Here is a 23,911-nt window from a genome sequence, read left to right as displayed (position 1 = left end):
ACCGAAAGGCAAGCCAAGGCTTGCCTTGAAAAAGGCGTGAAACCGCCATCACCCAGGATGGGTGGGGGAGGCGACGTGGGCGGGCGCGAGAGGCAGGCGTGAAAAAGGGCACCAAAAGGTGCCCCGTGTTGAATGTTGGAGTACTTCCTGCTTAGTGGCCCGAAAAAAGCTCGCGAACGCCGCCGGACAGCTGCTCGAGATGCACCCGCTCTTGACGGGTCAGCCGGGCAAGGCCACTCGAGTGCGGATTGCGGCGGGCATTGCTGCACAGGCCGCAGTTCGTATTTCCACAGTCCATTGCGTGGTGTTTGCGGAAGCGGCCACGCTGAACAGAAACGCGAGCGTCGTTAACGGCCGTGGCGCGAGACCTGGCGATTGCCACTTGGCGCTGGATGGCGACGGCATCGAGAAAGCGTCGTTGGGCGCGGCTGTTGGTCTGAACTTGCATTAAATCTCCTTGGTGCAAAGCACGGAGGTTGTCCGTGCCACCTATAGCGAACGCCCCTGTCCTCGCGGGACCATGATGCGCGGTAGGAAGCGAGACGCCGAAAACCAAGCGCTGACAGCACTTGTGACCGCCGGGTTAGCCGCAGGGGCCTCATCGGCGATGGCGGCCTAAAGCTTCCGGTCCTCGCGCCGATAACCCATAGGCAACCCCTGAGATATCGAATGCTGGCCCGCCGAATTCCCCTTCAATACGTCTTGGCCCTGTCGGCGTTCGTCGTGACCAGTGTCACCGTGGCCTTTGCCGTCTGGTCGGCCTGTTCCTCCCGTGAGCGCTCCATCGAAGAAGCATACAGGGAAGGGCAGCTCGTGGCCCAAAGCCTCTCCGGTCACCTGTCGGCCTCCTTGCGGGACGTAACGAACACGCTCCACGCCTCGGCTTCGGCCATCCGCGCAGAGGGCGGCTACCGCGCCCTCTCGCCCGCGAGGGTGCATCAAGCCATCGCACGCGAGGTGCTCGATAACGCCGTCATTGCGACCCTTCTGGCGGTGGGCCCGAATGGCGAGGTGGTCGCAAGTTCTGGGCGCGTCACCCCGCCTGACGCCTACTTCAAGGACTGCGAAACACTCGCCTACTTTAAGAAAACGCCCCTGGACCGCGGGACCCACATCGGAGAGCCGCGGCGGGCGCCCGATGGCACCGAGTGGGTGCTGCCAATTTCCAAAGCGATTTACGACGACAAGGGGAAGTTTGGCGGCATGGTCATGGCGTTGGTCGACCTGCGCTACGTGCGGACTTTCTATCGCTCGTTGACCACCCGGCCCCACACGGTCCTTTCCCTGGTGAGCGACCGGGGAATCTTGCTGACACGTGTGCCATACACCGCCAGTACGGTCGGGGACAACCTTGCCGGAACCACCCTGCCTGTGGGCTCGTTCGGCGCCGAGGGCACATTCACCATTCCGGCGGGCGTTGCCAAGGACGGTCGGGCCAAATTCGCGGCATACAGCCGTGTTCCCGGCCATCCGCTTATCGTGGCGGTCGGGCTGGACAGGATTCAGGTGTTCAAAGCCTGGCGAGAGGTCACGCGCGGCGTCATCCTGTTCTGCACTGTGGGTCTGGTCTTCTTTTGGGCCATGTGTGCCGCAATCTTTGCCTGGCTACGCCGCCTGCGAGCCGAGGAGGAGCGTTTCGAACTTGCCGCAAGCGGGCTGCGCGAGGGCGTATTCGACTACAGCACCGAGCCCCGACGGTTCTATCGGTCACGCCAGCTCGCCAATCTTGCGGGCCACCGTGGTCCGACCTGGGGGAGAACGCTTGAAGCCTTCCTTGGCGCCCTCGCGCCTGAGGAAAAGCGCCGCGTCCTGCGACGATTCCTGTGGGCGACCCGAAATCGAGAGGGATTTCGTTTTGACGTGAGCATCGAGCGCAGCCTTGGCGGGGCTGATGTCCTCTTCGTATCGGGGCAGGTCGTCAAGGACGCTGCGGGTCAAATTGTCCGGGTATGCGGCATCGTTTGCGACATCACGGAACTTCGACGTGCCGAGACCGAGGCAAAACGATACGCCCGTCGCTACGGCGTCCTGTTTGAGCAGGCCAATGACGGCATCGCACTGTTTCGGGACGGCAAGTTGATGGAAGCGAACCCGAAGCTGCTTCGGATGCTCCGCATGAGCCGCGCCGATGAGCTTGCCGGATTTGACCCCTGGGACCTCGCCCCTCGGCTGCAACCGGATGGGCAGCTCTCGCGCGAGATGGCCCTGAGCAAGATGCAATCGGCGCTTTCAGGGCTACCCGTGTATTTCACTTGGCGCGTGCGCCGCGTAGACGGCTCGGAATTCACCGTCAGCATCAGCCTGACGCTGGTGGCCGTCGACGGCGCGCCTCAGCTCCTTGCTCATGTGCGAGACGTGCGCCACATGCAAATCGACGAACGAGTCACCGAGCCCGGCGCACTGCTCTCCCTTTAATGCGTCGTTGCAGCGGGCCGTCAGGTCCCTCGCAGACCTTCCTTTTAGACCCGTACCCCCTTTTCATGGGCGGTTGCTAGACCGCGAAGGAACCACATTTTTTGCGACCTCGCGTCGCCAACGAAAAGCCGGCACAGCCGGAACAAGGAAACAGGACGCATGTACCGTTATCGAACGAAATCTCTCTTGGGCTTCGCCGCCGGCCTGGCTGTTGCCGTTGCACTCACCGCTTGCGGGGGTGGCGGTGGCGGTGGTGGCGGTGGAGGCATGATGGCCTTCCCGGAAACGCCCACGACGCCACCCGTCGTGGAAGCGCCCCAAACGCCCGCGCAACCGACCGACTCGCCGTTAGTCGCTGCTTGCACCGGCTGCGGCGCGGTCGACCAGAACACCTACGGGGGTTCGGGTACCGGCGTCTGGCAGGCTTCGAACACCTCCACGATTCCTGTCGACATTCCGGTGTCCATCAAAGGCCTGAACGGTCAATTGGTGACGCTGGTGTTCACTAACGAATCCGCTGAAGCGGTGCCGATGCCGGCGCTGCAAATCTACAACCTCGGCGGCAAGACCCAGCTTCTGAGCAAGTCGGTCATCGGCGACGTCGAGCCGAACAAGGTGGACGTCGCAGCGAAGGCTGAAATCAGCGAGTTCAATCGCGCTGGCTTCGGAAAGCTGCTCGGCGGCAAGGCATCCAAGTCGATGTATGCAGCCAAGCTGACTGCGCCGACGGCGCCTTCGCAGGCTTCTGGCTATGCGGTTGGCCAACAGCGGACCGTGTACCTCAACGACCGCTCGCAGCGCACCGTCAGGCTGGCAGACCAGAAGATGACCGGCGACGGCACGATGGTGAACGTCTGGGTCGAAGCTTCGGAGCTGGCCCCGGCACGCGTCTCTGACGCGCTCGTGACCCGCATGCGGGACACGTTCGCAGGCACCGGCGGCATCTACGACATGTTGGTGAAGGTCGGTGGCCCTCTTTGGGGCCCGCACGCTGAATCCTTCCTCCTGGATGGCACGGCACAGCCGATTGACATCTTCTTCGTGAACTTCGACCAGAACAACCAGGCCTACGGCCTCGGCGGCTACTTCTGGGCGCTGAACAACTTCAAGAAGGACGGCGACCCGCAACTGGCGATGAGCAACGAGTCCCTGAGCTTGTACATGGACACGGAAACGATGTACCTGGACGGCGAGCGTGGTCTCAAGCAAATCGTGACAGCCCTGGCGCACGAAGGCATGCACATGCAGAACTTCTACCGCCGCGGCGTCCAGATGGGCGTTGAATTCACGTTCGACATCTGGCTCGAAGAAATGTCTGCGCTGATGATGGAGGACTGGGCCAGCTTCAAGCTGGACGAGGCTCACAACGCAATTCGTGACGTGCGCTTCCCCTCCTACCTGAACTACCGCGGTGTCGGCAGCTACAACTGCAGCCTGCTGAACTGGACGCCGATGGCAGCAACCTGCGAAAGCTACGCGGTCTCCGGCTCGTTCGGTGGCTTCCTGAATCGCCAGTTTGGCCTCGGCTTCTTCAAGTCGGTGCTGAACAGCACGGGCATCGAGGACTCTGCGGACATCCTGGACGCCGCCATCAAGGCTCAGCGTGCTGGCTCGGGCATTGGCAAAGAACTGCGTCGCTTCTCGGCCGCCTCGGCTGGTCTGGTGCCGGTGAGCTCGGGCGTGCCTGAGTACACGATGCCCGCTCGTAGCGAAGAAGGCTTCAACCTGGTGGACATTGACCCAGCCTTCTTTGGTGAAGTCGAGCGTGGTTTGCCGTCTGCGGTTCCAGCACAGCTGGAGTCCCTGGCGAGCTTCCCTGTCACCCGCTACCACGCGACCGGGACGTACAACGAGACGATTCGCGTCCCGCAAGGCACGACGCTGACGGTCATCGTCAACTAAGACCCTCGACGGTCTGATTTCAAAGCTGCTCCTACACCAAGGAGCAGCTTTTTTCTGCCCCATACTAGGACCGCCAATGCTCAAAAATCCCCGTTTCGCTCTTGCTTCCATGCTTCTGAGTACGCTTGCGCTGTCGGCCTGCGCGGCACCGTCGGTCGGCCAGCACATCGAACTCACCGGAAAACTCGTTTTGCGGGGAACGGCCGAGTTCAACACGCCGGCTGTCGTCACCAAGGATGCAGGCGTTTGGGCGCTCGAGGGCCTTTCGCCCGAAGAGGCAGCCCGCCGGCAGAACACTCGAGTCCGCGTGCACGGCACGGTGACCCGTGCAAGGGAGGCAAAGGCCGTGGGGCCGCGCCTTCGGGTCGACTCGCTCGAGACCCTGAAGCCTGATTGATTCCAAAACAAAGGGGACCGCGATGCGGTCCCCTTTAATCATGAGCTGGGCTGGTCGTTAACCGAGGCCGTAAGCGTCCTGCGGCGAGACTACGCGGGCGTAGCGGGCGTCCCGGCCGAGTGTTCCGTCCTCCCAGGCTTCGTCGGTACTCGGGATGCGCGGCTCGCGCATCTTCGTGTCGTAGTCGAAATAGGTGCCTGCGACGTCGAGGCCTAAGGCCTTCGCGCGCGGAGAGAGCGCGCCTTGATTGTCGGCAGCGGTTTGACTTGCTGGCATCGTGTTCCTTCGGTAGTTGCTTGGAGTATGTGGAGCGCCGGCCCTCCGGTCGGCCTAGGCAGCCAGCGTGAACTGGGTCTTGCCGGTTGCCAGCAGCTCGTCGCCAAAGTTGCGAACAGCGTAGTCGGGGTACCACCAGACGTCGCCGTGTACGCGTCGCGAGCCGTCGTCGAGGTATTCGACATCTGTTGCCAGCATGGGGGCATCTGTAAGGGCGGCGACATCCTCGGGGTTGATGCGGTCGAAGTGCCCGTTGGGTGACCAACCGGTTGCTTCCAAGAGCCAGGAGAGCAGCGTCACGTCGTCGCCACCGTGGGTTTCGAGCAGGTCTGCTACCAGTTCCTTGTCGTCGTCCGACTCGAGGATGAACTGGAGATTGCCGCCAGGGGTGCGAAGATATTTCAAGGGGTTCCTTCAGTTGATGACCTGAAGGGTGTAGCTAGCGAAGGGATGCTGTAGCTAAACACAAGAACCCCCACTGTGGCGAGCCCCATTAGTTTGCGAGCTATTCGACCGAACCAGCCTCCACGAAGGTGCCAGGCCTTCAGCTTCGGCGGCCGTTGGTCCCGGCGAAAGGGAGGCTGCTTCCAAGCATTAGGAGTACGTTGTTCAAGGCGGCGCCGGCAGCACCTTTGCCGAGGTTGTCAAATGCGGCCGATAGCACCAAGCACGAACTATCGACGCTCGGATGAACCGAAACGAAAACACCATCTTCGTCGTTCGTTCCCGTGCAGCGGGCATCTAAGTGGCGCGTATCCGTGTCCACGTCGACGTGGACACGCGTCAGCCTGTAGGCGCCTTGCAGCCGCTCTACGACCTCTTCAAGGCGCAGCCCCAGGGCTGTCAGGTGCAGCGGCACCTGCACCAAGGTTCCTCGGGCATACCCTGCCACGGCTGGCATGAAAACTGGCGTGCTCTTGAGCTGCGCGAACCGCACGATTTCCGGGACGTGCCGGTGGTTGAGGTCGAGCCCGTACAGTCGGTACCCGAACGGGTCCGCCGCGAAGGCTTCAATCATCTTCTTGCCACCAGACGTATACCCGCCCACGGCGGTGACGCTGACGGGGTAATCGGCGTCTGCCAGCTCCTTGGCGAACGGTCGAAGCAGCAAAATCGCCCCCGTCGCGTAGCAGCCCGGGTTGGCCACACGGTCGGCATGTCGGATGGCGCCAGGCTGGTCCTTGGAGAGCTCTGGCAGGCCGTATACCCAGCCCTCGGCGGTTCGGTGAGCTGGACTGGCGTCAAGGATGCGCAGCCCCTTCGGGGCGGAAGCGACTGCGGCGCGCGCGGCTGCTTCGGGCAGGCACAACACCGCTACCGACGCCCGCTCGAGGACTGCCTGTCTCTCGTCGGCCGGCGTTTTGCTGCCAAGGGGAGTGACCTCGATGTCATCCCGGCCGGCGAGGCGTGCCATAAGCGTGAGCCCTACGGTCCCGGATGCGCCGTCTACAGCGACGAGCGGCTTAGCCATGTTTGAGGCCCAGCAGAACGAGGTCAGCCAGGTGCCCGAGCGCCGATTCTCGGTTGTCGCCTGCGTAAAGCGGCCAAGGCTCGCCGGCGGGCTCCGCCAGGAAGGGAATGACCATGTTGTATCGCGTCACAACGTCGTTGGCGAACACAAGTGGCAGCCCATGCTGCTGCGCCATCACAGCAGCACGCTGCACCTGCACCTCCGGAGCCTGCCCCGCGGTCGTCTTGAACCCAACTGCCAACACGTCCGGGCGCAGCTCTTTGACGAGGCCCAAGACCTTTGAGGTTGGCCGCAATTTCATCACGAGCCCGCCCTCCGGGACCTTTCTGGTTTGGAGGCGCTCGGCGTACTTGCCAGACTTCACGTCACCAATCTGGCCGTTCATGTCGCAGAGCGCAACGTTGAACACGATTGCCTGTGTCTCCGGTAGCGCGAGGACCCGGCGGAGCTCTGCCTCGACGTCGTCGTTGGTATCCATCGAACTGTCAGGGTCCGCCATGCCCGTGAGGTGGAGCTCGCAGGAGGCGCCTTTGCCTCTAAGGAGTTCGGCAAGCTTCCTGGCCGTTCCGCCCTTCGCCGGCGCACATAGCGCCATGTGGCTGCGGACATGCATGATGGTTCCGCCGCCGAAGATGTGGATAGTCATGTATGGTGTTAGGGGAAGCGGCAGGGTGTTAAAAAAGGGTCCCTTTGGAAAGAACCCACGCGTAGGCCACGGCTTAGCCATTATAGCATTGATGTTTTAGGCTCGCACCGTTTTAGAGTCGACCTAAACAAGAACGACGCCCGAGCCATCGCTTCGCTTGCTGACTACTCGCCGGAGCAGGAGCGCCCTAGCCGCTTGACGAGCGGCCCGAGGGTCGTCGCCTGGACCAGCAGGCTGAAGACCACGACGATGTAGGTCACGCCTATGATGAGGTCGCGGCCTTCGAACACCGGCAGAGAGAGGGCCAACGCAATCGAAATGCCGCCCCGCAGACCACCCCAGGTCATCACCTTGGCTGCGTGAGGGCTCATGGCGTGAAAGCCCCTCAGCGCCGACAAAGGTGCAGCAACGCTGAGGAATCGCGCCGTGAGAACGACCGGGATGGCGGCGAGGCCCAGGTAGACCACATTTGCCTTGAGCGACACCGCAATCATCTGGAGCCCGATGAGCCCGAAAAGCAACAGGTTCAGCAGCTCATCCAACAGGGACCAGAAGTTGAACAGATGCTCACGCGTCTTTGCAGTCATGCTTTTTGTTGCACCGTGACTGCCAAGCACGAGCCCCATGATGACCACAGCCAGGGGCGCGGAAACATGCAGGAGCTCGGCAAGGCTGTAGCCGGCCGTGGCAACAGCGAGGGTGATGAGGATTTCGACCGGGTAGCTCTCCACGCGGGAGACCATCAAGGAGGCTCCGTATCCCACAGCCACTCCTAGGAGCAGGGCACCGATGACCTCGCGTGCGAGCGTCACTGCAACCTCACCCAACGAGAAATGTGTTGTGCCGGCCGCGAGGCCGAGCAGCGTTACGAACGTCACGACAGCTGTGCCGTCGTTGAAGAGAGCCTCGCCCGCGATTTTTGACTCCAGTGCCGGCGGCGCACCAGCGCTCTTCAACACGCTCAACACAGCAATCGGGTCAGTCGGAGAGATGAGGGCACCGAACACGAGGCACCACAACAAGCTGATGGGGCTACCGAACAGGCTTGCGACCAAGTAAAGGCCGAACCCGACTACGGCCGTGGAGATGACGACTCCGACCGTCGCCAGTAGAAAGACGGGAGCCCTGTGGGCACGCAGGCGCGAGACGTCGACGTGAAGCGCCCCTGCAAACAAAAGCAAGGAGAGCAAGCCGTGGAAGACTACCTCTGAGAAGTCAATCTGGGTCACCAGCTTCTGAGCCTGAGCCACCATCTCAGGGTGGCCCGTCCCAAGAATGGACAGGCCAAGGCAAAGCATCAATCCAACTGCCGTGATGCCCAGAGTGTCGGGCAGCTTCAGGTATCGATGGTTGATGACACCGAAGACGGAGATGACGGTGAAGAGGAGTCCTGCTCCTTGGAAGGCGGTCATGGAAATGGCGCTTGGTCAGAAGGAAGTTTCCACGACCTATAGGGACGAAGCTTTGTGCAACGAGCGTGCGCTGTACGATAAAAAAATCCCGCACAAGGCGGGACGATGAATGAGATTGAAGGGGCGGAGTGCGTCAGCCCGGGACCTTTTTGATGAAGCCAGCTACGTCGAGACGGCTGCGGTCTAACCGGAGCGTCGCGGGAGCTAGAAGCTCGTGCACCAGGCTTAGGGCCATGTCTTCGATTCCGAGGTGGACCGACAAGCTCTCCTGCGAGCAGTTTAGGTAGCTCTCGGCGTGCCAATGGAGCGTCCGGAACGTTTCGCGCATCGTGGCCCGAATTCCGTCGTCGCGCCAAGCGCTGTCATGGGAGCACACGTGGGCCCAGTCCAGCTCGTCATAGCGTGCGATTGGGCGCTTCGTCAGCGCGGCGAAAACCGACATGTAGTTGGCCGGGGCGTGGCATGCGAGGTGCAGGTAGCCACCAACTGTCGGAAGCTCCTTGTCCGTCTGGTAGTTGTTGAAATCCATGCGAATGCTGACTGCATAGGCCTGGTCGGTCCCTTTCGGCAGCAGGTGGTACACGTTTGCGACGATGACGTCGGCGTAGCTGTGGATATCGGGCATATGGCCTTTTGCTGGTTGAGGAACTTTCTCGTGTAGCAACGGGCGCCGGCAACGCCACGCCAAATTGGCAAAAACTTCCAGGGCGTTACCAATTCGAGCGCCGCCACACCGACCGGTTCCGGGGTTTCTTAGGCGGCCCCGGCCACGGGAGCCTTCAGTGGAGTAAAAGCAGCGCACGGGTGTGCGCTGCTTGAGAAAGCTAACAGGAGACCGCCGCGCCAGTCAGGTGACAAACGCGACGCGGCGGCTCATTCCAGGTCAGGTCCAGGGTATCGTGGCTGTCCTTCAGCCAGGCGACATCGAAGAGCCGCATGAGCTTCGGGTTGGATTTCAGATTCAGCGACGAAAATGCCTGCACCCCGTAGTCGCCGAGCGAAGGCTCGTCAAACTGCGAGCATCCCCGCCCTACGACGCCGTGGACGTTCGCGGGGTCGAAAAGGACGGTGGAACCCCTCGAAAGCGGAATCCGGATGCCTGATTCGGGGAACACCAGGTCCCAGGGGTCGGTGTGCTCGAGCCACTGTATACAGAAAAACTCATTCCCGTAGGCCTGCGAGTCCTCGTGGAAAGTGGAGCCTTCGCACGCATTGAGCGTGCCGGCATCGACAAAGTCGGCCTTGCGGATTCCAAACGTGGCGAGCCACGCACGCATGCTTTCCGCAGAGCCCTCGGGCACGATGGTGTCGACGAGCAGCACATCGCCAGGATTCCAGACAGGTCCGTTGACGCGCTCCTCGAGGACCTTGTTGAGCGCCGTCATATCGAGCGGCACGTCGCCGAGGTGGGTCTGGAAGACCTTCTTGCTCACAGCGCGGGCGCGCTTGCCGTGCTTGACGCCACGAGGGCGAGAGATGAAGTTCATGACGGGTTGATTTTAAGTTGGCCTTGCTCGTGTAGGGAGCGGTCGGGGACCGAGGATTTCGCGCCCCGGGCTGCTTCGGAAAGGTGTTCGTCGCGCTTCTCGCGGGAAATGGAGAGCGCCTTTGCCTTGGCCGCGGCGCCCGAACCGCACAGGCCGATGTCCCGCTTCCAGTTGGTTCTGCGCACGACCTCGTCGAGCATGCCCAGGTGCCGCTTGGAGGTCGAGATGAGCCCCAGGCCGGCGTAGTAGAAATAGGAGGCGGTCCCCGCAAGGTCCAGGCGCCTGGACTGCTCAACCTTGTGCTCGGCTTCCCAGGTAAGAAACTCCTCAGCCGCTTCCTCGTCAACGTCAAAGAGTTCCGCCTCGTGGGCGCGCAGGACTTGGCGCCCGTTTTTGAGCGTCGTGTTAGGGGTGCCATCCTGGTGCACCATCTCTCGTACAACGTCCCGCAGCCCTAGAAAGTCCAGGTTCTCGCCGGCTCCCCAGTCCGTGCCCACCCATAGAAAGCGCTCCTTCGGTACGCCGCGGGGCGGGAAGGCGACCAGATTCTCAGGGGGATGGTACCGGCGTCCACGCACATGCACGTCGAGCCAAATCTCCACCGCTGTAAATGGCCGCTCAAACTGGCCCTGCAGGCCCCAACTCGCGTCGATTGCCACCACTGCAGAGGGAGATACCAGCTGGAACCGCGGACTTGAGCCGACGCGGCGCGCTGCCACCCGCTCTTCGGCATCGGCCGTGAGGCAGTAGCGTAGGAGCTCCGCAAGCATGGCCGGCGAGTAGGTGTCCGGCTTGACGACAAGGAACCCGTTCCCATCGGACTGGCGCTGCAGCCAACTTCTGCGGTCGAAGTCGTACTGCGTGTCGACGATGAACCGCTGAATCCGATTCAAGCCACGCAGCCAGGCGTAGCCCGGGTCCGATTCAATCATCGCTTCCAGCGACTTGTCGCGCCCAACGGCCGCGCACAGGGAGCACCCGAACCTCGCTCCGCAGGCGCGTGACTTCTTGACCCCTTCTGTTGCCATGTCGGCCACTACAGCGCACGATGAACCCCCGCCAGCGGCGTAGACCTCGAAGACGTCTCGCGCGTTGGTGAACGCTTCAAGAGCGCCCCTGCGTATATGGCCCAAGGCCTCCCAGACGTCATCAGTAGTCCAGAACGCGATTGGACTGAGGAACAACTGGCCATTCTTCGACCAGGGGCGCGTCGCTGACTCGCCTCGTTCCTCCATCCGGGCAGCTCTGCCCGTCGACTCCTCAAAGCGGGTGCCGAGCAGTGTGACCGCCGCGGCAGCGTGCTTCTTGAATCGGGCGAGCAACTTCTTTCGAAGGCGGGCCATCGGGAGCACCTTGTAGCCGACCGTGCAGTCGCGGGATGCCGCATTGGCGAAGGTGGGCAGCTTGCGCCCGGAGAGGACGGAGACGGCCCAGGAGTCGTTGAGCGACGGTCGTGCGACCTCCGCGACCACGGTGATACCGTGCGCAAGGCCAAATTGCCTGGCCTTTTCCATTTCTCGCATTGCCAGCGCAGAAATTGTTGGGTTCTCAATGCCGGTATCCCCGTGCGTAATCAGGATTGGTGGCACATCGCCGCCGGACCGCTTTAGGGCGAGGGCTGCGTTTAGGGCCAGCGCCAAGACCAGCGATGAATCCTTTCCGCTCGAAAAGGCGACCAACACCGCACGGCCTTCCTCCAGCAATCCACGAATCACGAACTCAACGTCTTTGGCCATCAGCTCGACCTGGGATACCTCTCCCTCACGCATGCGGTGCTCGCTCTCAAAAAGTAATGTTTTAGAGGGGTGATTCGCCTTGCCCCTTCTATAAGCTATCAGTTTAAAACGAATATGACTACGATGCATCAGGGGCCCTAAATTTGCACCTGCGGCTGTCGTCAGAAGTTCACGCCTGGCGCGAAGGGCGCCCGAGTTTGGGCACACGTCAGCCGCACGGCGAAGGGTTCGCTAGACGGCGAAGGTAAGAGAACAACTCAGAAAGGTACTCATGTCCGAAACCAACACGCTAGCTGCCGCGAAGGCCCACACCAAGAAGTACGTCTCAATCCTGCGCTCGCGCCTCCTGGGCGCCGGCAAGGTCGACCCCTCCTGGTACCTTGCCGTTGACGCGCTCGAGTGCTCGATTGAGGTCCATGCGGACCAGATTCGAAAAGGCACCGGCGGCCCGTACATCATCCACCCGGTGGAAGCGACGATGTACGTCATGACGCTGCCGGACCTCATCAAGCCCATCGAGACCATCGCGGTGACATTGCTGCATGACGCCATGGAGGACGGGAACCTTCGCTACAACGAATTCGTGAGTCGATTCGGCTCCGAAGTCGCTGATGGCGTCGAAGCCATCAGCAAGGTAGTTGACGGGGTCAAGAAGACGCCGGCGGAGTATAAAGCCGGCCTGGCGAGGTCCCGAACGGCCAGCATCGCGAAGCCGGCAGACCGCGGAAATAACCAGAACACGATGGGCGAGGCCTGGCCGCCTGAGAAGCAGCTCAGTTATGTGCAGGAAGCGGAGGAAGAGATTCTTCCCATGATTAAGATTGCTCGGCGCCGCTTCTGCCAGCAAGAGCTGGCGTACGAGAATGCGAAGCTTCTGTTGCGGACGCAGATTTCGATGGTTCGCGCGATGCACAAGCAATACGCCGCCTAAGCTCGGCTGATTTTGATGCCCTGCGACCTTCTGGTTGCAGGGCATTTTCGTCCGGGGCAGTCAAAGAAAAGGACCCGCCTCGTTGAGGGGGTCCTTTCGCAATCAAGGCCTATAGGCTGTCAGATTCTGTCGAAGTTCGGTGCCAAATCTCGCCGGATGCCAAACTTCGCAGCTGCGGCGACGTGTTCCGCTGCGGCTTCGATGGCGATGGACGTGCGCTGCGTCATTGCCGCTTTCTCCTTCTCAAGGTGTTCCTTGACAAAGCGGGCACGCGCCGCGGCATGGCGTTCACGCTGCTCGGCTGAGGGTTCGTAGAGAACCAGGTCGCCGATGGGCTGCTTCTTGTTGGTGAGGCTTCGCGTTGCCAATAGCATGCGCAGCTCGGCGAGCTCCGACGGCCTGTGGGCGAGGTCCAGGTTCGAAACCAGCTCGTCGAGCGTATTGCCCGTTGCGCAGCAGCGGCGGTGGCCGTGGCTATCGGTTGGGATGGTCTCCACGTCAATGTACGCCGCGTAGTCGCACGACGCCGAGTCGTACATGTGGCAGCTGAACTCGACGGGATGGCCGCCACGGGCCTCGCTGTGAGCCTGGAACATGTAGTGCACTTCCTGGGCGATGTTGAAGACGCGTACCCGGAAAGCGTCCGAAACCGAAATCTTGTTCACCGGGGGATGTTTCTGGAGCTTCATCGTTGCTTTGTGTGAGTAGTTGACCTACCTCCGTGTAGCCACAGCGCGCGCCCGCCTGCCGGGCACAGAACGCGCGCATGCCTAGACGTAGTCCCGTAGCTCTTCCTGTCCGCCGTGCCTTCATCGTACGCGCCCCTGTCGGCGCCAAATCTGTGCGTTCGCCTGCTTGCCGCAGCAATCCTCGCTGCCTCCGGGCTATCCGCGCAAGCCCAGCCCGAGCCTCCCGAGCGCTTCAAGGTCGAGTGCGAGCGGCGGCTGGGGCTCGGCGCGGTCATCGTGGATTCGCTGCCCAGCGAGGTCGTCTACGAATTTGGCATGGGCGCTCAGGAGCTCACGCGAAAGGCGCCTCTGGGCGGCGCGGCTCACATCACGTTAGGGCTCACCCAAGCCAACTTTCAGTTGTCGTCGAGCTGGGAAGGACAAACCTTGGTCGACCGAGCAACCGGACTGGCTTGCGCCAGACCAAAGGTGAAGGTGCAGGTTCAGGTGGGGCCCCAACGTGTGACGGTGGCCAAGGAGTTCCCGAAGGGCACCTGCGCATTCTGGGAGATTGCGGAACACGAGCTTCGCCATGTAAAGGCGAACCAGGCTCACGCGGAGAGGGTAGCTGACGAGCTCAAGGCCGCGCTGAGCCGCTCCTTCGGAAACCGCGTTTTCTACGGAACGCCGGGCGAGCTGCGGGTCGCGTTCACCGAGAACCTCAAAAGCCAGTGGCTGCCGTGGGGCAAGAGCCGGTTCGATGGGGTAAAAGCTGCGCACCGGCAAATCGACTCACCCGCGGAGTACGCACGCAACAACACGATGTGCGATGGAGAGGTGCCCCGGGCGCTCGGGGCTCCGTTCGCGCGCCGGCAGTCGTGACGAAAGCCCTACGGTTTCCGCAACTGGCCGGCGGCGCGGCAGCCGCTAGAGAAGTGCGAACCCTATCGCGGTGTTTATCGCAGTTCTGACGGCCTTCAAGCCGGCGTTGAGCGCGTCCTCAATGATGAGCTGGGTCAGCCCTTCGACTGCGAGAAGGACTGTCTCAAATGAGTTCTTTTGAAACTGAACCAGCTCTTTCGCTCGTTGCTCCGAGATTTTTCCCTCGATGCGAAGCTTGGCGATGGTCGCAAGCCGCTGCGCCAGCACTTTTGACTCGGCCTCGAAGTACTCTCGCACTGCAGGCCACTTTGCCCCTACCGCGCCTTTGAAGCCGCTGACGATGTCAGCTCCAAGCTGGTCGACGTCAATGCCGCTCATTTCGTAGCTCCTTACTTCGCAGGTGTTTTGGCGGGCGTTGGGGGCGCGACCGCCTTCGATTCATCTGGATTCTCTGTGCGACGCTTCGCGAGTTCGAAGGTCAAGATTGCCGTGAACTGAGAGTTGAACCCGTCCCGGACGAGCGGAATTTCAGCTTTCGAAATGCCGTCCTGGTGCATCTTCTGGAAAAGGTCGTAGTTAGTCTGCAATGTGTCGAGCTGCCGGACTGTCAGGCTGTTCCGGGACGTGGCGTCTGCGCGCACGCGCAAGGAACTGACAGCCACCTTGGTCTCGCCGTAGAACGCTTCGTTGCCCTTGTACGGCAGCGCTTTGTCCCCCGGTCCGGACGTCAGCTTGACCAGGTACGTCTCGGTGCTCTTTTGCAGTGCGGTGACGCCGTCATCGATTTGCTTGTCGTAGGTCCCTACCAGGCGGATGTCTGCACAGCCAGCGAGGACCGACAGCACCAAAGCGATGAACCAGATGCGTGTTGCCTGTGCGTACGCGAGAGGAGAGGATGTTCGCATTGTTTTGCCCCGATTTCTGTGCCGAGCTGACAATACACGCCGCTTTCGCGACGTCAATCCACATTTGTGAGGAGGGACGTTGGCGAAGGCGCCGAGGTACACCTGCCCTCGGGGCGTGCCGCCGGGCTTGTCTTCAAGTTAGCCGCCGGCGCTAAGCCGCCCATTTGGGGTCCTGGGCGGGGCCGTCGCAAAACGCGGAAGGTCAACTCAACAGAATAGGACGCTCTCATGCCCGATATCAAACGTTCCCCCATCGACGCCACCACGACGGGCTTCCAGGCCCTCCCTCGCGGCACAAAACTCGTGAAGGGAGCTGACGGGGTTGGAGTGCAGCTTCCGCTTCCCGCAGAATCGGCTCGCCTCAGCGCTTTGTCACTTGCCAGAACCCTGGCAAGGTTGGGCGTGCCCGTCGCTGACCCGGAAGTTGACAAGCGCGTGAAGGATATCTCGCGGTTCGTGTCGAGCTTTGGCGCGGGCGTAGTTCGGTACGCTCTCCTTGGCTCCTCAATGAGCCGGTTCGTCTCCTCATCCCCGAATTTCGAGGGAATTCCTCGATTCGGCGGCGAAGGAACCGCGACCGGTCGGATTTCCTCCCACCGCGCTCGACAAGCCAGCAACTACCCGCAATCAGCCGAAGGTGCGCGCTACTACAAGCGCTGAAAGCCCACACGTCATTCCAGGGCCTCCTGCGTACGCACGGAGGCCCTTTCTTTCGAGGAAATGGAACGGGAGGCGAACAACACCGCCGCCCCGGGGCGTCAGAGCTTGGCCAAATGAAGCGCTAAAGGAGCCTTGCTATAGGCGCCCATGAAAGCCCCAACCACCTTTGCCGCCAGCCGGGCCTCGAGCTTCGACGTCTTCTACCGATACGAAGATGTCCGCTATGCGCCATCGCTCGACGAGTTCGATAACCCAATCGGGGAAGGTCGAGTGGACATCCTCTGTCGAGAGTTCCTGGTGACCAAGCAAACTGCGAGGGGCGTCTGGCTAGATGTTCACGGCGCGCCGAAGTTCGTTCGGCTGTCTGCCAACAAGCGGTACGCCTGCCCGACCAAGGAAGAGGCCGCGGCATCCCTCATTGCTCGCAAGCGGGCGCAGGTCCGCATCTACGAAGGCCGCGCCATGCGGCACGGAAAGCGCTCGACCTGGCCGAGATGCTGCTTGCGACGCCGGACCCGGCTGCTGACTAGCTCGACTGCGGGCCGCGGCGGATTCTTACCCCTGGCTGCGCGCGAGGGCGCATCTTCAAGGGCCGCCGCGTTGGTCGTTGCATGCGGGCGCGCCGCCGCACCGGGCCTGTGCGGCCAGGCCCCGATTGCTAGACCAAGCAGGCAAACTCTGAAAACCGAGACATGTACACATCTATTTCGTTCACCGGCCTCAAAAGGTCCCCGCTGTTCGGCTACGCGGCCCAGCTTCCATTTTTTGCTGGACGCAAGAAGCTTGACTTCAAGCCGGGCCTGAACATTCTTTTCGGCCCCAACGGTTGCGGCAAGACCACAGTCCTGCGCATCCTCAGCGACACGATGTGCGCCACACAAGGTGGGGTATCCGCCATCACAGAGGAGTCGCTGCGCTCGACCATCGAGGCACCGTTCCAAAAGGCGGCCGTGGACGGCATCGGGCTCAAGGTGACACACGACGGGCAGCCCGCGGTGTTCGTCGACAGCCGGAAGCAAATTGGCGTCAGTGGGGGCTCCTTCGATGACGACTTTCTGAGGGAGGGCATCATGTCGAAGCTTTCGGAACGCGAGGCCAGCCACGGCCAGGTGTCGGTCCAGCGCATCAATAGGGCCCTCGCTATCCTGGCGGGGAAAGCCAAGATGCCGACGGATATCGTCCGAAAGGTGGGCGCCGGCAACCTGAACAGTGTCTGGAAGCCCAAGCTGGAATTGATTGAGCGGAGAATGGCCGCGTCCATCGAGCCCGGGCAACCGAGCATTCTGCTCGACGAACCGGAGAGCAACTTCTCGATTGAGTGGCAATCACAGCTGTGGCATGCGTTTGCCCAGGAGCGCTCTACGGCGAGCTTTCAAATCATCGTGGCCACGCATTCGGTTTTTGCGCTGGGCATTTCCGGCGCGAACTACGTTGAATTCACGCTTGGCGCGCTAGCTAAAGCTAAGGACGCACTACTTGCAAAGGCGCGCGGCTTGAGCGCCGAGCCCACTGCTTAACATTCAAACGAACGCCGGCCGAGCCGGCGTTTTCTTCGTTTGCGAGTGATGCGTGGCGGCGCAGCCAGTGGTGTTGCGGGCGTGTTGGGCGCCCTAAAGCGTGGGGCAGGGAGGTGGTTGGTTTCAGGGGCTTGGTTGTTGTAGAGAAGCTAAAAGCTATTGCTAAATTCTAAAACCCTGCTACAATTCGCATCATGGAACTTCAATATCTCCTCTGCGCAGTCGTCGTTACCGGACTTTTCGTGTTCCTGTTCCCGAATACCTTTGGAAACGGCAACGAAGAGTTCGACAAGAGCATCGGCTACTGACCGCCCCGGGGAAGGTTCCCCCTCGACGGCCCCGCCTTTGCGGGGCTTTTTGTCGTCTGGCGCGTGGTTGGTGCGACTGCGTCGGGTCGCCGCTAGCTATACAACGTATGAGCAGCTGTTGCTCATCGGGTCGACGGACTCGTTAACCATCCGCCGGGCTTCGACCACTTCGAGCCCGAGGGGCTCGGATGACGCGGCAAGGCGGACATTCTCGAGAATGGAAAACATGCAGGAACTTGCAAAGGTGTTGGGGTCGATGAACTTCTTCCTTCAGCTCGCGCTGTTGGCAGGCGTCATCTACGCATCGCGCGATGCCATGGAACGCTTGCTCGCTCTGCGTGCCCAAGGGTTCGTGAAGACGGCGCCCGCGGTCGCGCTCATCGCTGGATGGGCATTCGGCGGCTATATGCTGGCCGGCCCGCTCTGCGCATTCGGGGCAGGCCTGGTCACTGCCTTGGGCATCGGGGTGTACGGCAGCGTCAAGCGCGAGCTGAAAGCTCGGGCCGCTCAGCAGCAGTGGCGACCCGCCCAGGACGCGGACATTCACGACAGGTAGCGCTGTCTGATTCGGGGCCCTCATCATGAGGGCCTTTTTTCGGCCCTTGCCCTCCCGCCTCGAGCTAAACCGTCCTGTCTAGACTGTGCAGGACAATCATCAATGGAGATTTGACATGGGCGGAAACGCACTAAATGGCATCCGGCATACGCGGCGCTTCAGCGCCGCTGAGTACCACCCCCTTGTTTCCGACGTGTTGGGCCGGGTGCAAACCATCGTGGGCCCCAACCGGCGCGCTGCAGTCATCCCGGCGTACCGGGCCAAGGAGTCGTTCGGGGACATGGATGTCCTCGTAGAAGTGACGGACGGCTCTGCGTTCGACTTTCGGCATTCCCTTGCCCGCGCATTCGGCATCGACTACCTGGTCAGTGACGGCTCGCCGGTAAACCAGCTTGATGCGCCGGTCGAAGCTGAAGTCGCGGTTCGCACCGTTGCTCAGCTTGCGGCATCGGGCAAGACGTACAGCTTTGCCTTCAACGAGCTTCAGGTCGACATTCTGCCAACGTCGCCGCTGGCGTTTGACACCTCGCTTTCCTACTACGGGTACAACGACTGCGGGAACCTCCTGGGACGGGTCGTGCACTCCTTCGGGATGAAGCTCGGGCACCTGGGCTTGCTCTACCCCTTCAAAAGCGGAACCCACGAATTCACAGAACTGCTGGTGGAACGCGACTGGAGGACCATCCTTCCCGCGTTCGGATGGCAGTACGAAACCTGGGCGGCTGGCTTCGACACGCTCGAGGACATCTTTCGCTTCGTCGCGAGCACTCCGTTCTTCAACCCTGACATCTTTCAGCTGCACAACCGAAACGCTAAGAGCCGGGTGCGCGACAGAAAGCGAACCAGCTACAAGGGTTTCCTTGCCTGGCTCGAAGAGCAGCCCGCTGGGAGCTTGCCCGCCTATCCGTATGACGCTGCGAAGGACAAGTACCTTCCGATGTTGATGGAGCGGCTGGAGGGGTGCGGCTTTCGCGAGCGCTACGCCGCAACCGCGGCCGAGTTCCGGAACTGGAATGAAGCGCGAGCGCGGTTTTGTGGCGAAGTGGTGCGCGATTGGTCGGGGCTGGACGGGCGAGACCTGGCCGGCTTGATGACCGATGTGCGCACTGCGATGGGGAGCAACCCTGCCGAAGTCCAGGCGTACGTGCTGTCGCACAGCGACGCGCAATTGAAGGAGTTGGTCACCCAATGGTCTCGCCAGCGCTTGAACGCCGCAGTTTGATTCACACCACGAGTGCAGCCCAGCCTGTTGCGCGCGCTCACCCTTCAACGCCGACCATGAACCTGGTCGGCGTTTCCTTTTTCCGAGTTCGGCCCGTAGGCGGACCTGTCCGACGTCGCACACAACTTGCTCGCGCCCCGGAGGGTCCGCGCAGCTCTTGTGGTTCTCACCATGTGTGCGCTTCGTGGTGTCGCCGTTCTCGGGGCAACGCCGTTCTACCATGCCCCCTGGGCGCGATTTCTCGGGCTCATTGCCGGACAGCACTGGGCGTACTGGCCGTCGTCTACGGTTCAGTGTGGCTGCTCTTGCGTGGGCGCGCGTCGGGAGCTTGGCCTTTCCTGGCGGCCGCCCGGTAACCGGCCGGTACCGTAATCATGTTCAGGCCTGTGGTTGCTACGACCTACTAGGAGCTCTGGCTGCTATAGCACTCTCCCCGGCCACTCAGCAGTCACTGCGAGGCGATTGCACGGTTATCCCGAATAGACGCGCGCGGGCGGACGTCAGGTAAGGAATCGCTCGGCGTGGAGCGGTGACGGAACCAGGCAGACCGCGGAGCGGCCAAAGATTCGGTAACGGTTGCGGGCGACAAAGCGGTAGACTGCATCCCGAACCGGTGCAGGCACCAGCCACGCCGCCCACGCGAGCCGCCATGCCCCGCCGACTACGTGAAGCACGCGCAGGATGGCCGCCGTATGCTGCCAAGTCTGCGTCCCGTCCACAAGCAGAAGTGTTTCCAGTCCACTGACCTTCAGCCCGGCTGTCGCCAGCAGGCGCCGCCCGGTCTCGCCTTGTATCGAAGCGAACTGGAACACGGCGTCCTTGTCGTGCTTCAGGAGGAACTGGACCCAACCATTGCACAGGAGGCACTGTGCGTCGAAGACGACAATCACGTCGCCTCCTGGGTGGGAAGCACGAGGTAGCCTCGATACGCGACAACCAGGCCCGCGCCCGGCACAGTGGCGCGCACATGAAAGTTCAGCCTGTTCGCCGTCCCCGTTTCTTCCGCGGTGACGCGCGGCATGAGCCACGTGGGGCAGCGAATGCCTGCAAACCACAGTTGCCGCAGGCGCATGACGAGCTTGCCCTCCACAGCTTCCAGTTGGAACGCCATGCGCGCAGTGCCCAGCTGCTCGACGATGCCTGGCGTGTCGAGTCGCAACGTTGAGCTCATCGCTGAGGCGGGAAACCTCCGCGTCCAGTGCTCGGTTGTCGGCGAGGCGTCCAGGCTGAATACCAGCGACCCGTGATTCTGACGACGCGGTGTACCGAGCATTCGGGCAAGCAGCTTGCCGGCCAGCGTGCTGGGTGCCTCGGTCTCAACGGCGCCGCGCAGCTCGTGGCAGCCCGCGAGCGTATGGAAGAGCCGCACCTCCGGGTCGAGCGTGGTGAAGCTCGGCCCCATCGCGCGTTCATACATAGAGGGTGTTCCTGTCAAGGCGCGGACCCCTGTCGAGCGCCTTGCTCGAAAATCGGTGCGGATGCTGCGGGTGGACGTTTCAGGTGCATGCCGAAGTCTAGCCATCCGGGCTACGGCTAGCAGGGGCGCGATGCCTGCGACAATTCAGCCCTTGACCGGGACAGAGCGTGGCGAAACCGATTCAGCTATCCAACGGCCGAACCTGGCCAACACAGCGGGCAGCCCTAGACCATTTCAAGGCGATGCTGGCGCGCTATTCGGACGACGAACGCGTCGACAACCGGATGGACCATCTCGACTTGGTTGCGCTCCTAGACCGCTTCGACCTTTCGGTTACCGACGACGCTCCGAAGACCGGCGCCGGCGCGCGCTACTTCATGCGCAGGCTCAACGTCGGAGATGGCTACAGCTCTTCAGGCTTCTGGCTCGCCCGCATCGACGCCGAGCCGACTGACTTCAGCTACATCGCTGCCCTCAAGGGAACGCCACGCTCGGACGCGAAGGAGTTCTACGACACCTGCATGGCCACGGTGCGGCCTGTGCTGACCGAAGCAAAGCTTGAGTTTTTCGCTGCCCACGCAGGCTTGGACGGACAGGTGCCCTGCGAGGTGACGGATGAGATGCTCACGCCAGAGCAAGCATTGATTGACCATGCATGGCCAACGTTCGGCCAAATCGTCGGTGCATTCAGAGTCCATCAGGGATGGGCGACCGAGATTCCGGCAACGGCAATCCGCGCGCCTCACGGGGACGAGCGCCAAAGCTCGTTCTCCGACCACGTTGTTGCGCAGGCGTTCTGCGATTTTCATCGCAGCGTCGCGACGCTCCGAGTGATTTCCGCACGGGGTGGTCCGGCGATGGAGGCTGAGAAGCGCAGAACAGTTGTCAAGCGCCCCGTCCCGCTCCCGCCGCGACCGTAGGGTAACCGAGCCGCCGCCTCCTTGAGCAAGCGCCAAACTATGAGCCGTGAAAAAATCGCGCAGAGTTTTCCACCGAACCCGTGCATCACTCTGTGGATAACCGGTGTACTTCGCGCCGAACCCGCATCAGCGCTTGGTTTGAACAGAGTGCCTCCAAATCGAGCGGTCGACGTTCTGGACAACAGCGTGCACTTGACAAGGCTCGAAGTACTGCGCCCAGAAAAAGCTGACGGCGCCCGAAGGCGCCGTTCTTGTTCGGGGCTACGCCCCTGGCGTCATGCCCACCACGCCTTGCGCTGTACGCCGATACGGTACTTGCCAGCGCCGAACACGGCGATGACAACAGCGGTCAGGAAGAAGAAGGCCTGCAGCTCGAGCGACCAGCCGCCCGACTTGCCGAGCGCGAAGAGGTGACTCGTGTGGGCCAGTAGTACGGCGACGACCATGTTGACGGCAATCACAATCGCCGCGGGGCGGGTGAACAGACCCAGGAGCAAAAGCGCGGGAGCGAGCACTTCACCGACGAGGACGAGGTTGGCGAACGCCGCCGGCAGTCCAGCTGCCGACAGCATGCGCTCAATTCCGGCGGTGCCGTTGAGAATCTTTGCGGCACCGTGGAAGAGCATGAGGCCGCCCAGGGTTGCGCGAAGAAGAAGTTTTCCGATGTGGTCTGAGGTCATGGGTAGTCCTTGGGACGTTTGCGGCGGGCGCCGAGATGCGTGGGCCTGGCTCGGGCGAGCAAGTCCTCCTTGTTGCATAGGCACAGGTTTTGTATGCGCGGGTCCGCCGTCCGCCTGCAGCACAGTGCACGAGCGCAACCCGGCCTGAAGCCCAGTGATGAGCAGCACGCTCGCGTATAAACCCGTGAGAGCGGTTGTGTGCAGCGCCGTGAGCGCAGGCGTGCGCACACAACTGTGATGGGGTGGGTACAGGCATCAAAGAGAAAGCGGCCTGCGGGGCTCGGGAAGGCCTCGCTGCGCCCGGTAACGCGATTTCTTAACCCCCTGTTTCCGGGCCCGTTTAATCGATGACTAACAGGCAAAGAAACAGGGGTAGGCGAGGTTCTTCGGGGTACAAGAGCCCCTCATTTCGGCCGAGGCCTCCGTAAGCTACTGATTTCATGGGTGAAATCGTCGCTAGGCGTGAGTCCCTGGGGCGTACCAGACCTTGCTCGGTTTCGGCCTTGCGGCCGGCTAGCCTCTTCGCCTCGATGTCGCCGGACTCGCTTCGCTCCTCCGACGCCATTCGGCTCGAGCCAGCACCTTCGCAGGTCTGGTACGCCCCATCGATTTATTCTCCGAGGTCCCGAAGCTCTTCCCGTTCGTACCCCGTCCCACGGCGGCTCAGGATGGACTTTTCTGCGCCCTGTAGGGGCGCGCGGATGGACGGCGGGAGGGTAGGCGGGGGGGCGGCAGGGAGAGGGGAAGCCCCTAGGCGCCGGATGTACTCACGCCTGCCTGCGCAGGTAGACCCAACTCTCGTTTCGCAGGAGGGAGCGGCCTGCCTGCTATCAACGATGAGGCTGCGTCCGGCGTAGAAAGGCTTGGGTCTTCCGGGGCGGCTTAAGCCCCGGGGCGCCGGTAAGGCGCGGCCTTCACCCGCACAGGCGGAGGTTGGTCTCACGCGGGAGCGCGGCGTTTATGTAGCCCTGCGGGCGCCGGAAGGCGTCGCCTTCTTTGCTCACAGGCATACCTTGCTGACAAAGGCTGCTGGCTTTGCTGAGGGGCTACGCGGCTTGCTGAGCTGGTGGTTTACCGGCGCAGGAAGGGTGCATGGACTGCTTCTGCGCAGGTAAGGTTTGTGAGTCATTCCGGCGCAGGTAGGCTTGAACTGCTGGGGCGCCGGATGAAGTCACGGACTGTTTGCGGCGCAGGAAGGCCTGGGGTTTACCGGCGCAGGAAGGGTGCATGGAGTCCTCCGGCGCAGGTGAGGTTTGAGAGTACTGCCGGCGCAGGAAGGGTTTGGTGTGGGGCTCGAACGTAGCCTTGCGCCGCGCAAGCGCGGCGTGAAGTCCCTGGGGCGCAGGCAGAGTCTGGGGCGCCACGCAGGCGTGGCGGTGAGGCCTTAGGGCGCAGGGGCGGAGCGTGCGGGGGACTCGAAAAGCCTGGGCATGCTCCGCAGGTCTGGTACATCCCTCGGTACTGACGGCCGAGGTCCGGAAGCTCATCGCGTCCGTACCCGTC

The 23,911-nt window shown here is 62.1% G+C and carries 25 protein-coding genes; 10 read left to right on the top strand and 15 right to left on the bottom strand.

Annotation, left to right across the window (positions count from 1 at the left end; genetic code table 11):
• Positions 1-151: 151 nt before the first annotated feature.
• Positions 152-448, bottom strand: a complete 297-nt coding sequence (locus tag G3W89_RS31660; protein WP_102906933.1) for a hypothetical protein — start codon at positions 446-448, stop codon at positions 152-154.
• 221 nt (positions 449-669) lie between these two features.
• Here G3W89_RS31660 and G3W89_RS31655 point away from each other — a divergent pair, with 221 nt between their 5' ends.
• From G3W89_RS31655 to G3W89_RS31645, 3 genes are all read left to right on the top strand, one after another.
• Complete coding sequence (locus G3W89_RS31655; RefSeq protein WP_068677290.1) at positions 670-2,415, top strand: cache domain-containing protein; 1,746 nt, start codon at positions 670-672, stop codon at positions 2,413-2,415.
• 159 nt (positions 2,416-2,574) lie between these two features.
• On the top strand, positions 2,575-4,317 hold the full coding sequence (locus G3W89_RS31650; RefSeq protein WP_232076909.1) for a M30 family zinc metallopeptidase: 1,743 nt from the start codon (positions 2,575-2,577) through the stop codon (positions 4,315-4,317).
• 76 nt (positions 4,318-4,393) lie between these two features.
• Positions 4,394-4,714, top strand: a complete 321-nt coding sequence (locus tag G3W89_RS31645) for a hypothetical protein (RefSeq protein ID WP_068677293.1) — start codon at positions 4,394-4,396, stop codon at positions 4,712-4,714.
• A gap of 57 nt (positions 4,715-4,771) precedes the next feature.
• On the opposite strand, the gene G3W89_RS31640 is transcribed toward G3W89_RS31645, so the two are convergent.
• The 8 genes from G3W89_RS31640 to G3W89_RS31605 all read right to left on the bottom strand — a co-directional run bounded on the left by G3W89_RS31640 (position 4,772) and on the right by G3W89_RS31605 (position 11,742).
• On the bottom strand, positions 4,772-4,990 hold the full coding sequence (locus G3W89_RS31640) for a hypothetical protein (RefSeq protein WP_068677295.1): 219 nt from the start codon (positions 4,988-4,990) through the stop codon (positions 4,772-4,774).
• A 54-nt stretch (positions 4,991-5,044) separates the two neighbouring features.
• The gene (locus tag G3W89_RS31635; RefSeq protein ID WP_068677297.1) at positions 5,045-5,395 is read right to left on the bottom strand and encodes a hypothetical protein; all 351 of its coding nucleotides are present in this window, start codon (positions 5,393-5,395) and stop codon (positions 5,045-5,047) included.
• 139 nt (positions 5,396-5,534) lie between these two features.
• Complete coding sequence (gene argC / locus G3W89_RS31630; RefSeq protein WP_068677299.1) at positions 5,535-6,461, bottom strand: N-acetyl-gamma-glutamyl-phosphate reductase; 927 nt, start codon at positions 6,459-6,461, stop codon at positions 5,535-5,537.
• A complete protein-coding gene (locus tag G3W89_RS31625) occupies positions 6,454-7,107 on the bottom strand; it encodes a phosphopantothenoylcysteine decarboxylase (RefSeq protein ID WP_068677301.1) in 654 nt (217 codons plus the stop codon). The genes argC and G3W89_RS31625 overlap by 8 nt, the downstream gene beginning before the upstream one ends.
• 164 nt (positions 7,108-7,271) lie before the next feature.
• Positions 7,272-8,519, bottom strand: coding sequence for a cation:proton antiporter (locus G3W89_RS31620; RefSeq protein WP_068677303.1), 1,248 nt, complete (start codon positions 8,517-8,519; stop codon positions 7,272-7,274).
• Between the two features lie 133 nt (positions 8,520-8,652).
• Positions 8,653-9,144, bottom strand: coding sequence for a hypothetical protein (locus G3W89_RS31615; protein WP_068677305.1), 492 nt, complete (start codon positions 9,142-9,144; stop codon positions 8,653-8,655).
• Between the two features lie 199 nt (positions 9,145-9,343).
• Positions 9,344-9,952 (bottom strand): hypothetical protein, encoded by a 609-nt coding sequence (locus G3W89_RS31610; protein WP_146039499.1) that lies wholly within the window; start codon positions 9,950-9,952, stop codon positions 9,344-9,346.
• A gap of 50 nt (positions 9,953-10,002) precedes the next feature.
• On the bottom strand, positions 10,003-11,742 hold the full coding sequence (locus tag G3W89_RS31605; RefSeq protein WP_162570770.1) for a phosphoadenosine phosphosulfate reductase domain-containing protein: 1,740 nt from the start codon (positions 11,740-11,742) through the stop codon (positions 10,003-10,005).
• Positions 11,743-12,013: 271 nt separating this feature from the next.
• Between G3W89_RS31605 and G3W89_RS31600 the strand changes: the two genes are divergently transcribed.
• Positions 12,014-12,673, top strand: coding sequence for an HD domain-containing protein (locus tag G3W89_RS31600; protein WP_162570771.1), 660 nt, complete (start codon positions 12,014-12,016; stop codon positions 12,671-12,673).
• Positions 12,674-12,792: 119 nt separating this feature from the next.
• Here the strand turns inward: G3W89_RS31600 and G3W89_RS31595 are convergent, their stop codons facing one another.
• Positions 12,793-13,338: a hypothetical protein gene (locus G3W89_RS31595; RefSeq protein WP_162577748.1), complete on the bottom strand. Its 546-nt coding sequence runs from the start codon at positions 13,336-13,338 to the stop codon at positions 12,793-12,795.
• A 138-nt stretch (positions 13,339-13,476) separates the two neighbouring features.
• Between G3W89_RS31595 and G3W89_RS31590 the strand changes: the two genes are divergently transcribed.
• Positions 13,477-14,223, top strand: a complete 747-nt coding sequence (locus G3W89_RS31590; protein WP_162570773.1) for a hypothetical protein — start codon at positions 13,477-13,479, stop codon at positions 14,221-14,223.
• 45 nt (positions 14,224-14,268) lie between these two features.
• Here G3W89_RS31590 and G3W89_RS31585 read toward each other — a convergent pair whose 3' ends face one another.
• Together G3W89_RS31585 and G3W89_RS31580 are read right to left on the bottom strand one after the other, a co-directional pair.
• Positions 14,269-14,601: a hypothetical protein gene (locus tag G3W89_RS31585; RefSeq protein ID WP_068677317.1), complete on the bottom strand. Its 333-nt coding sequence runs from the start codon at positions 14,599-14,601 to the stop codon at positions 14,269-14,271.
• Positions 14,602-14,612: 11 nt separating this feature from the next.
• Positions 14,613-15,128 carry a hypothetical protein gene (locus tag G3W89_RS31580; protein ID WP_162570774.1) on the bottom strand — a complete coding sequence of 172 codons (516 nt, stop codon included), beginning with the start codon at positions 15,126-15,128 and terminating at the stop codon, positions 14,613-14,615.
• Between the two features lie 228 nt (positions 15,129-15,356).
• Here G3W89_RS31580 and G3W89_RS31575 point away from each other — a divergent pair, with 228 nt between their 5' ends.
• The 4 genes from G3W89_RS31575 (at position 15,357) to G3W89_RS31560 (ending at position 19,391) form a co-directional block, all read left to right on the top strand.
• Positions 15,357-15,788 (top strand): hypothetical protein, encoded by a 432-nt coding sequence (locus G3W89_RS31575; protein ID WP_162570775.1) that lies wholly within the window; start codon positions 15,357-15,359, stop codon positions 15,786-15,788.
• 692 nt (positions 15,789-16,480) lie between these two features.
• Entirely contained in the window at positions 16,481-17,305 is an 825-nt protein-coding gene (locus G3W89_RS31570; RefSeq protein ID WP_162570776.1) for an AAA family ATPase, read from the top strand.
• Between the two features lie 534 nt (positions 17,306-17,839).
• The gene (locus tag G3W89_RS31565; protein ID WP_102905921.1) at positions 17,840-18,169 is read left to right on the top strand and encodes a hypothetical protein; all 330 of its coding nucleotides are present in this window, start codon (positions 17,840-17,842) and stop codon (positions 18,167-18,169) included.
• A gap of 115 nt (positions 18,170-18,284) precedes the next feature.
• Positions 18,285-19,391, top strand: coding sequence for a hypothetical protein (locus G3W89_RS31560; RefSeq protein WP_162570777.1), 1,107 nt, complete (start codon positions 18,285-18,287; stop codon positions 19,389-19,391).
• A gap of 500 nt (positions 19,392-19,891) precedes the next feature.
• Here the strand turns inward: G3W89_RS31560 and G3W89_RS31555 are convergent, their stop codons facing one another.
• Complete coding sequence (locus G3W89_RS31555) at positions 19,892-20,281, bottom strand: thiol-disulfide oxidoreductase DCC family protein (RefSeq protein WP_068677328.1); 390 nt, start codon at positions 20,279-20,281, stop codon at positions 19,892-19,894.
• Entirely contained in the window at positions 20,278-20,808 is a 531-nt protein-coding gene (locus tag G3W89_RS31550; protein ID WP_068677329.1) for a DUF4166 domain-containing protein, read from the bottom strand. The genes G3W89_RS31555 and G3W89_RS31550 overlap by 4 nt, the downstream gene beginning before the upstream one ends.
• 167 nt (positions 20,809-20,975) lie before the next feature.
• Here G3W89_RS31550 and G3W89_RS31545 point away from each other — a divergent pair, with 167 nt between their 5' ends.
• Entirely contained in the window at positions 20,976-21,728 is a 753-nt protein-coding gene (locus tag G3W89_RS31545) for a DUF3223 domain-containing protein (protein ID WP_068677331.1), read from the top strand.
• Positions 21,729-22,003: 275 nt separating this feature from the next.
• Here G3W89_RS31545 and G3W89_RS31540 read toward each other — a convergent pair whose 3' ends face one another.
• On the bottom strand, positions 22,004-22,408 hold the full coding sequence (locus tag G3W89_RS31540; RefSeq protein WP_068677333.1) for a DoxX family protein: 405 nt from the start codon (positions 22,406-22,408) through the stop codon (positions 22,004-22,006).
• Between the last annotated feature and the right edge of the window lie 1,503 nt (positions 22,409-23,911).

This window comes from Variovorax sp. PBL-H6, from assembly GCF_901827155.1.
In the GTDB taxonomy this organism is placed as follows: domain Bacteria; phylum Pseudomonadota; class Gammaproteobacteria; order Burkholderiales; family Burkholderiaceae_C; genus Variovorax.
This window is presented reverse-complemented; position numbering and strand designations above follow the sequence as displayed.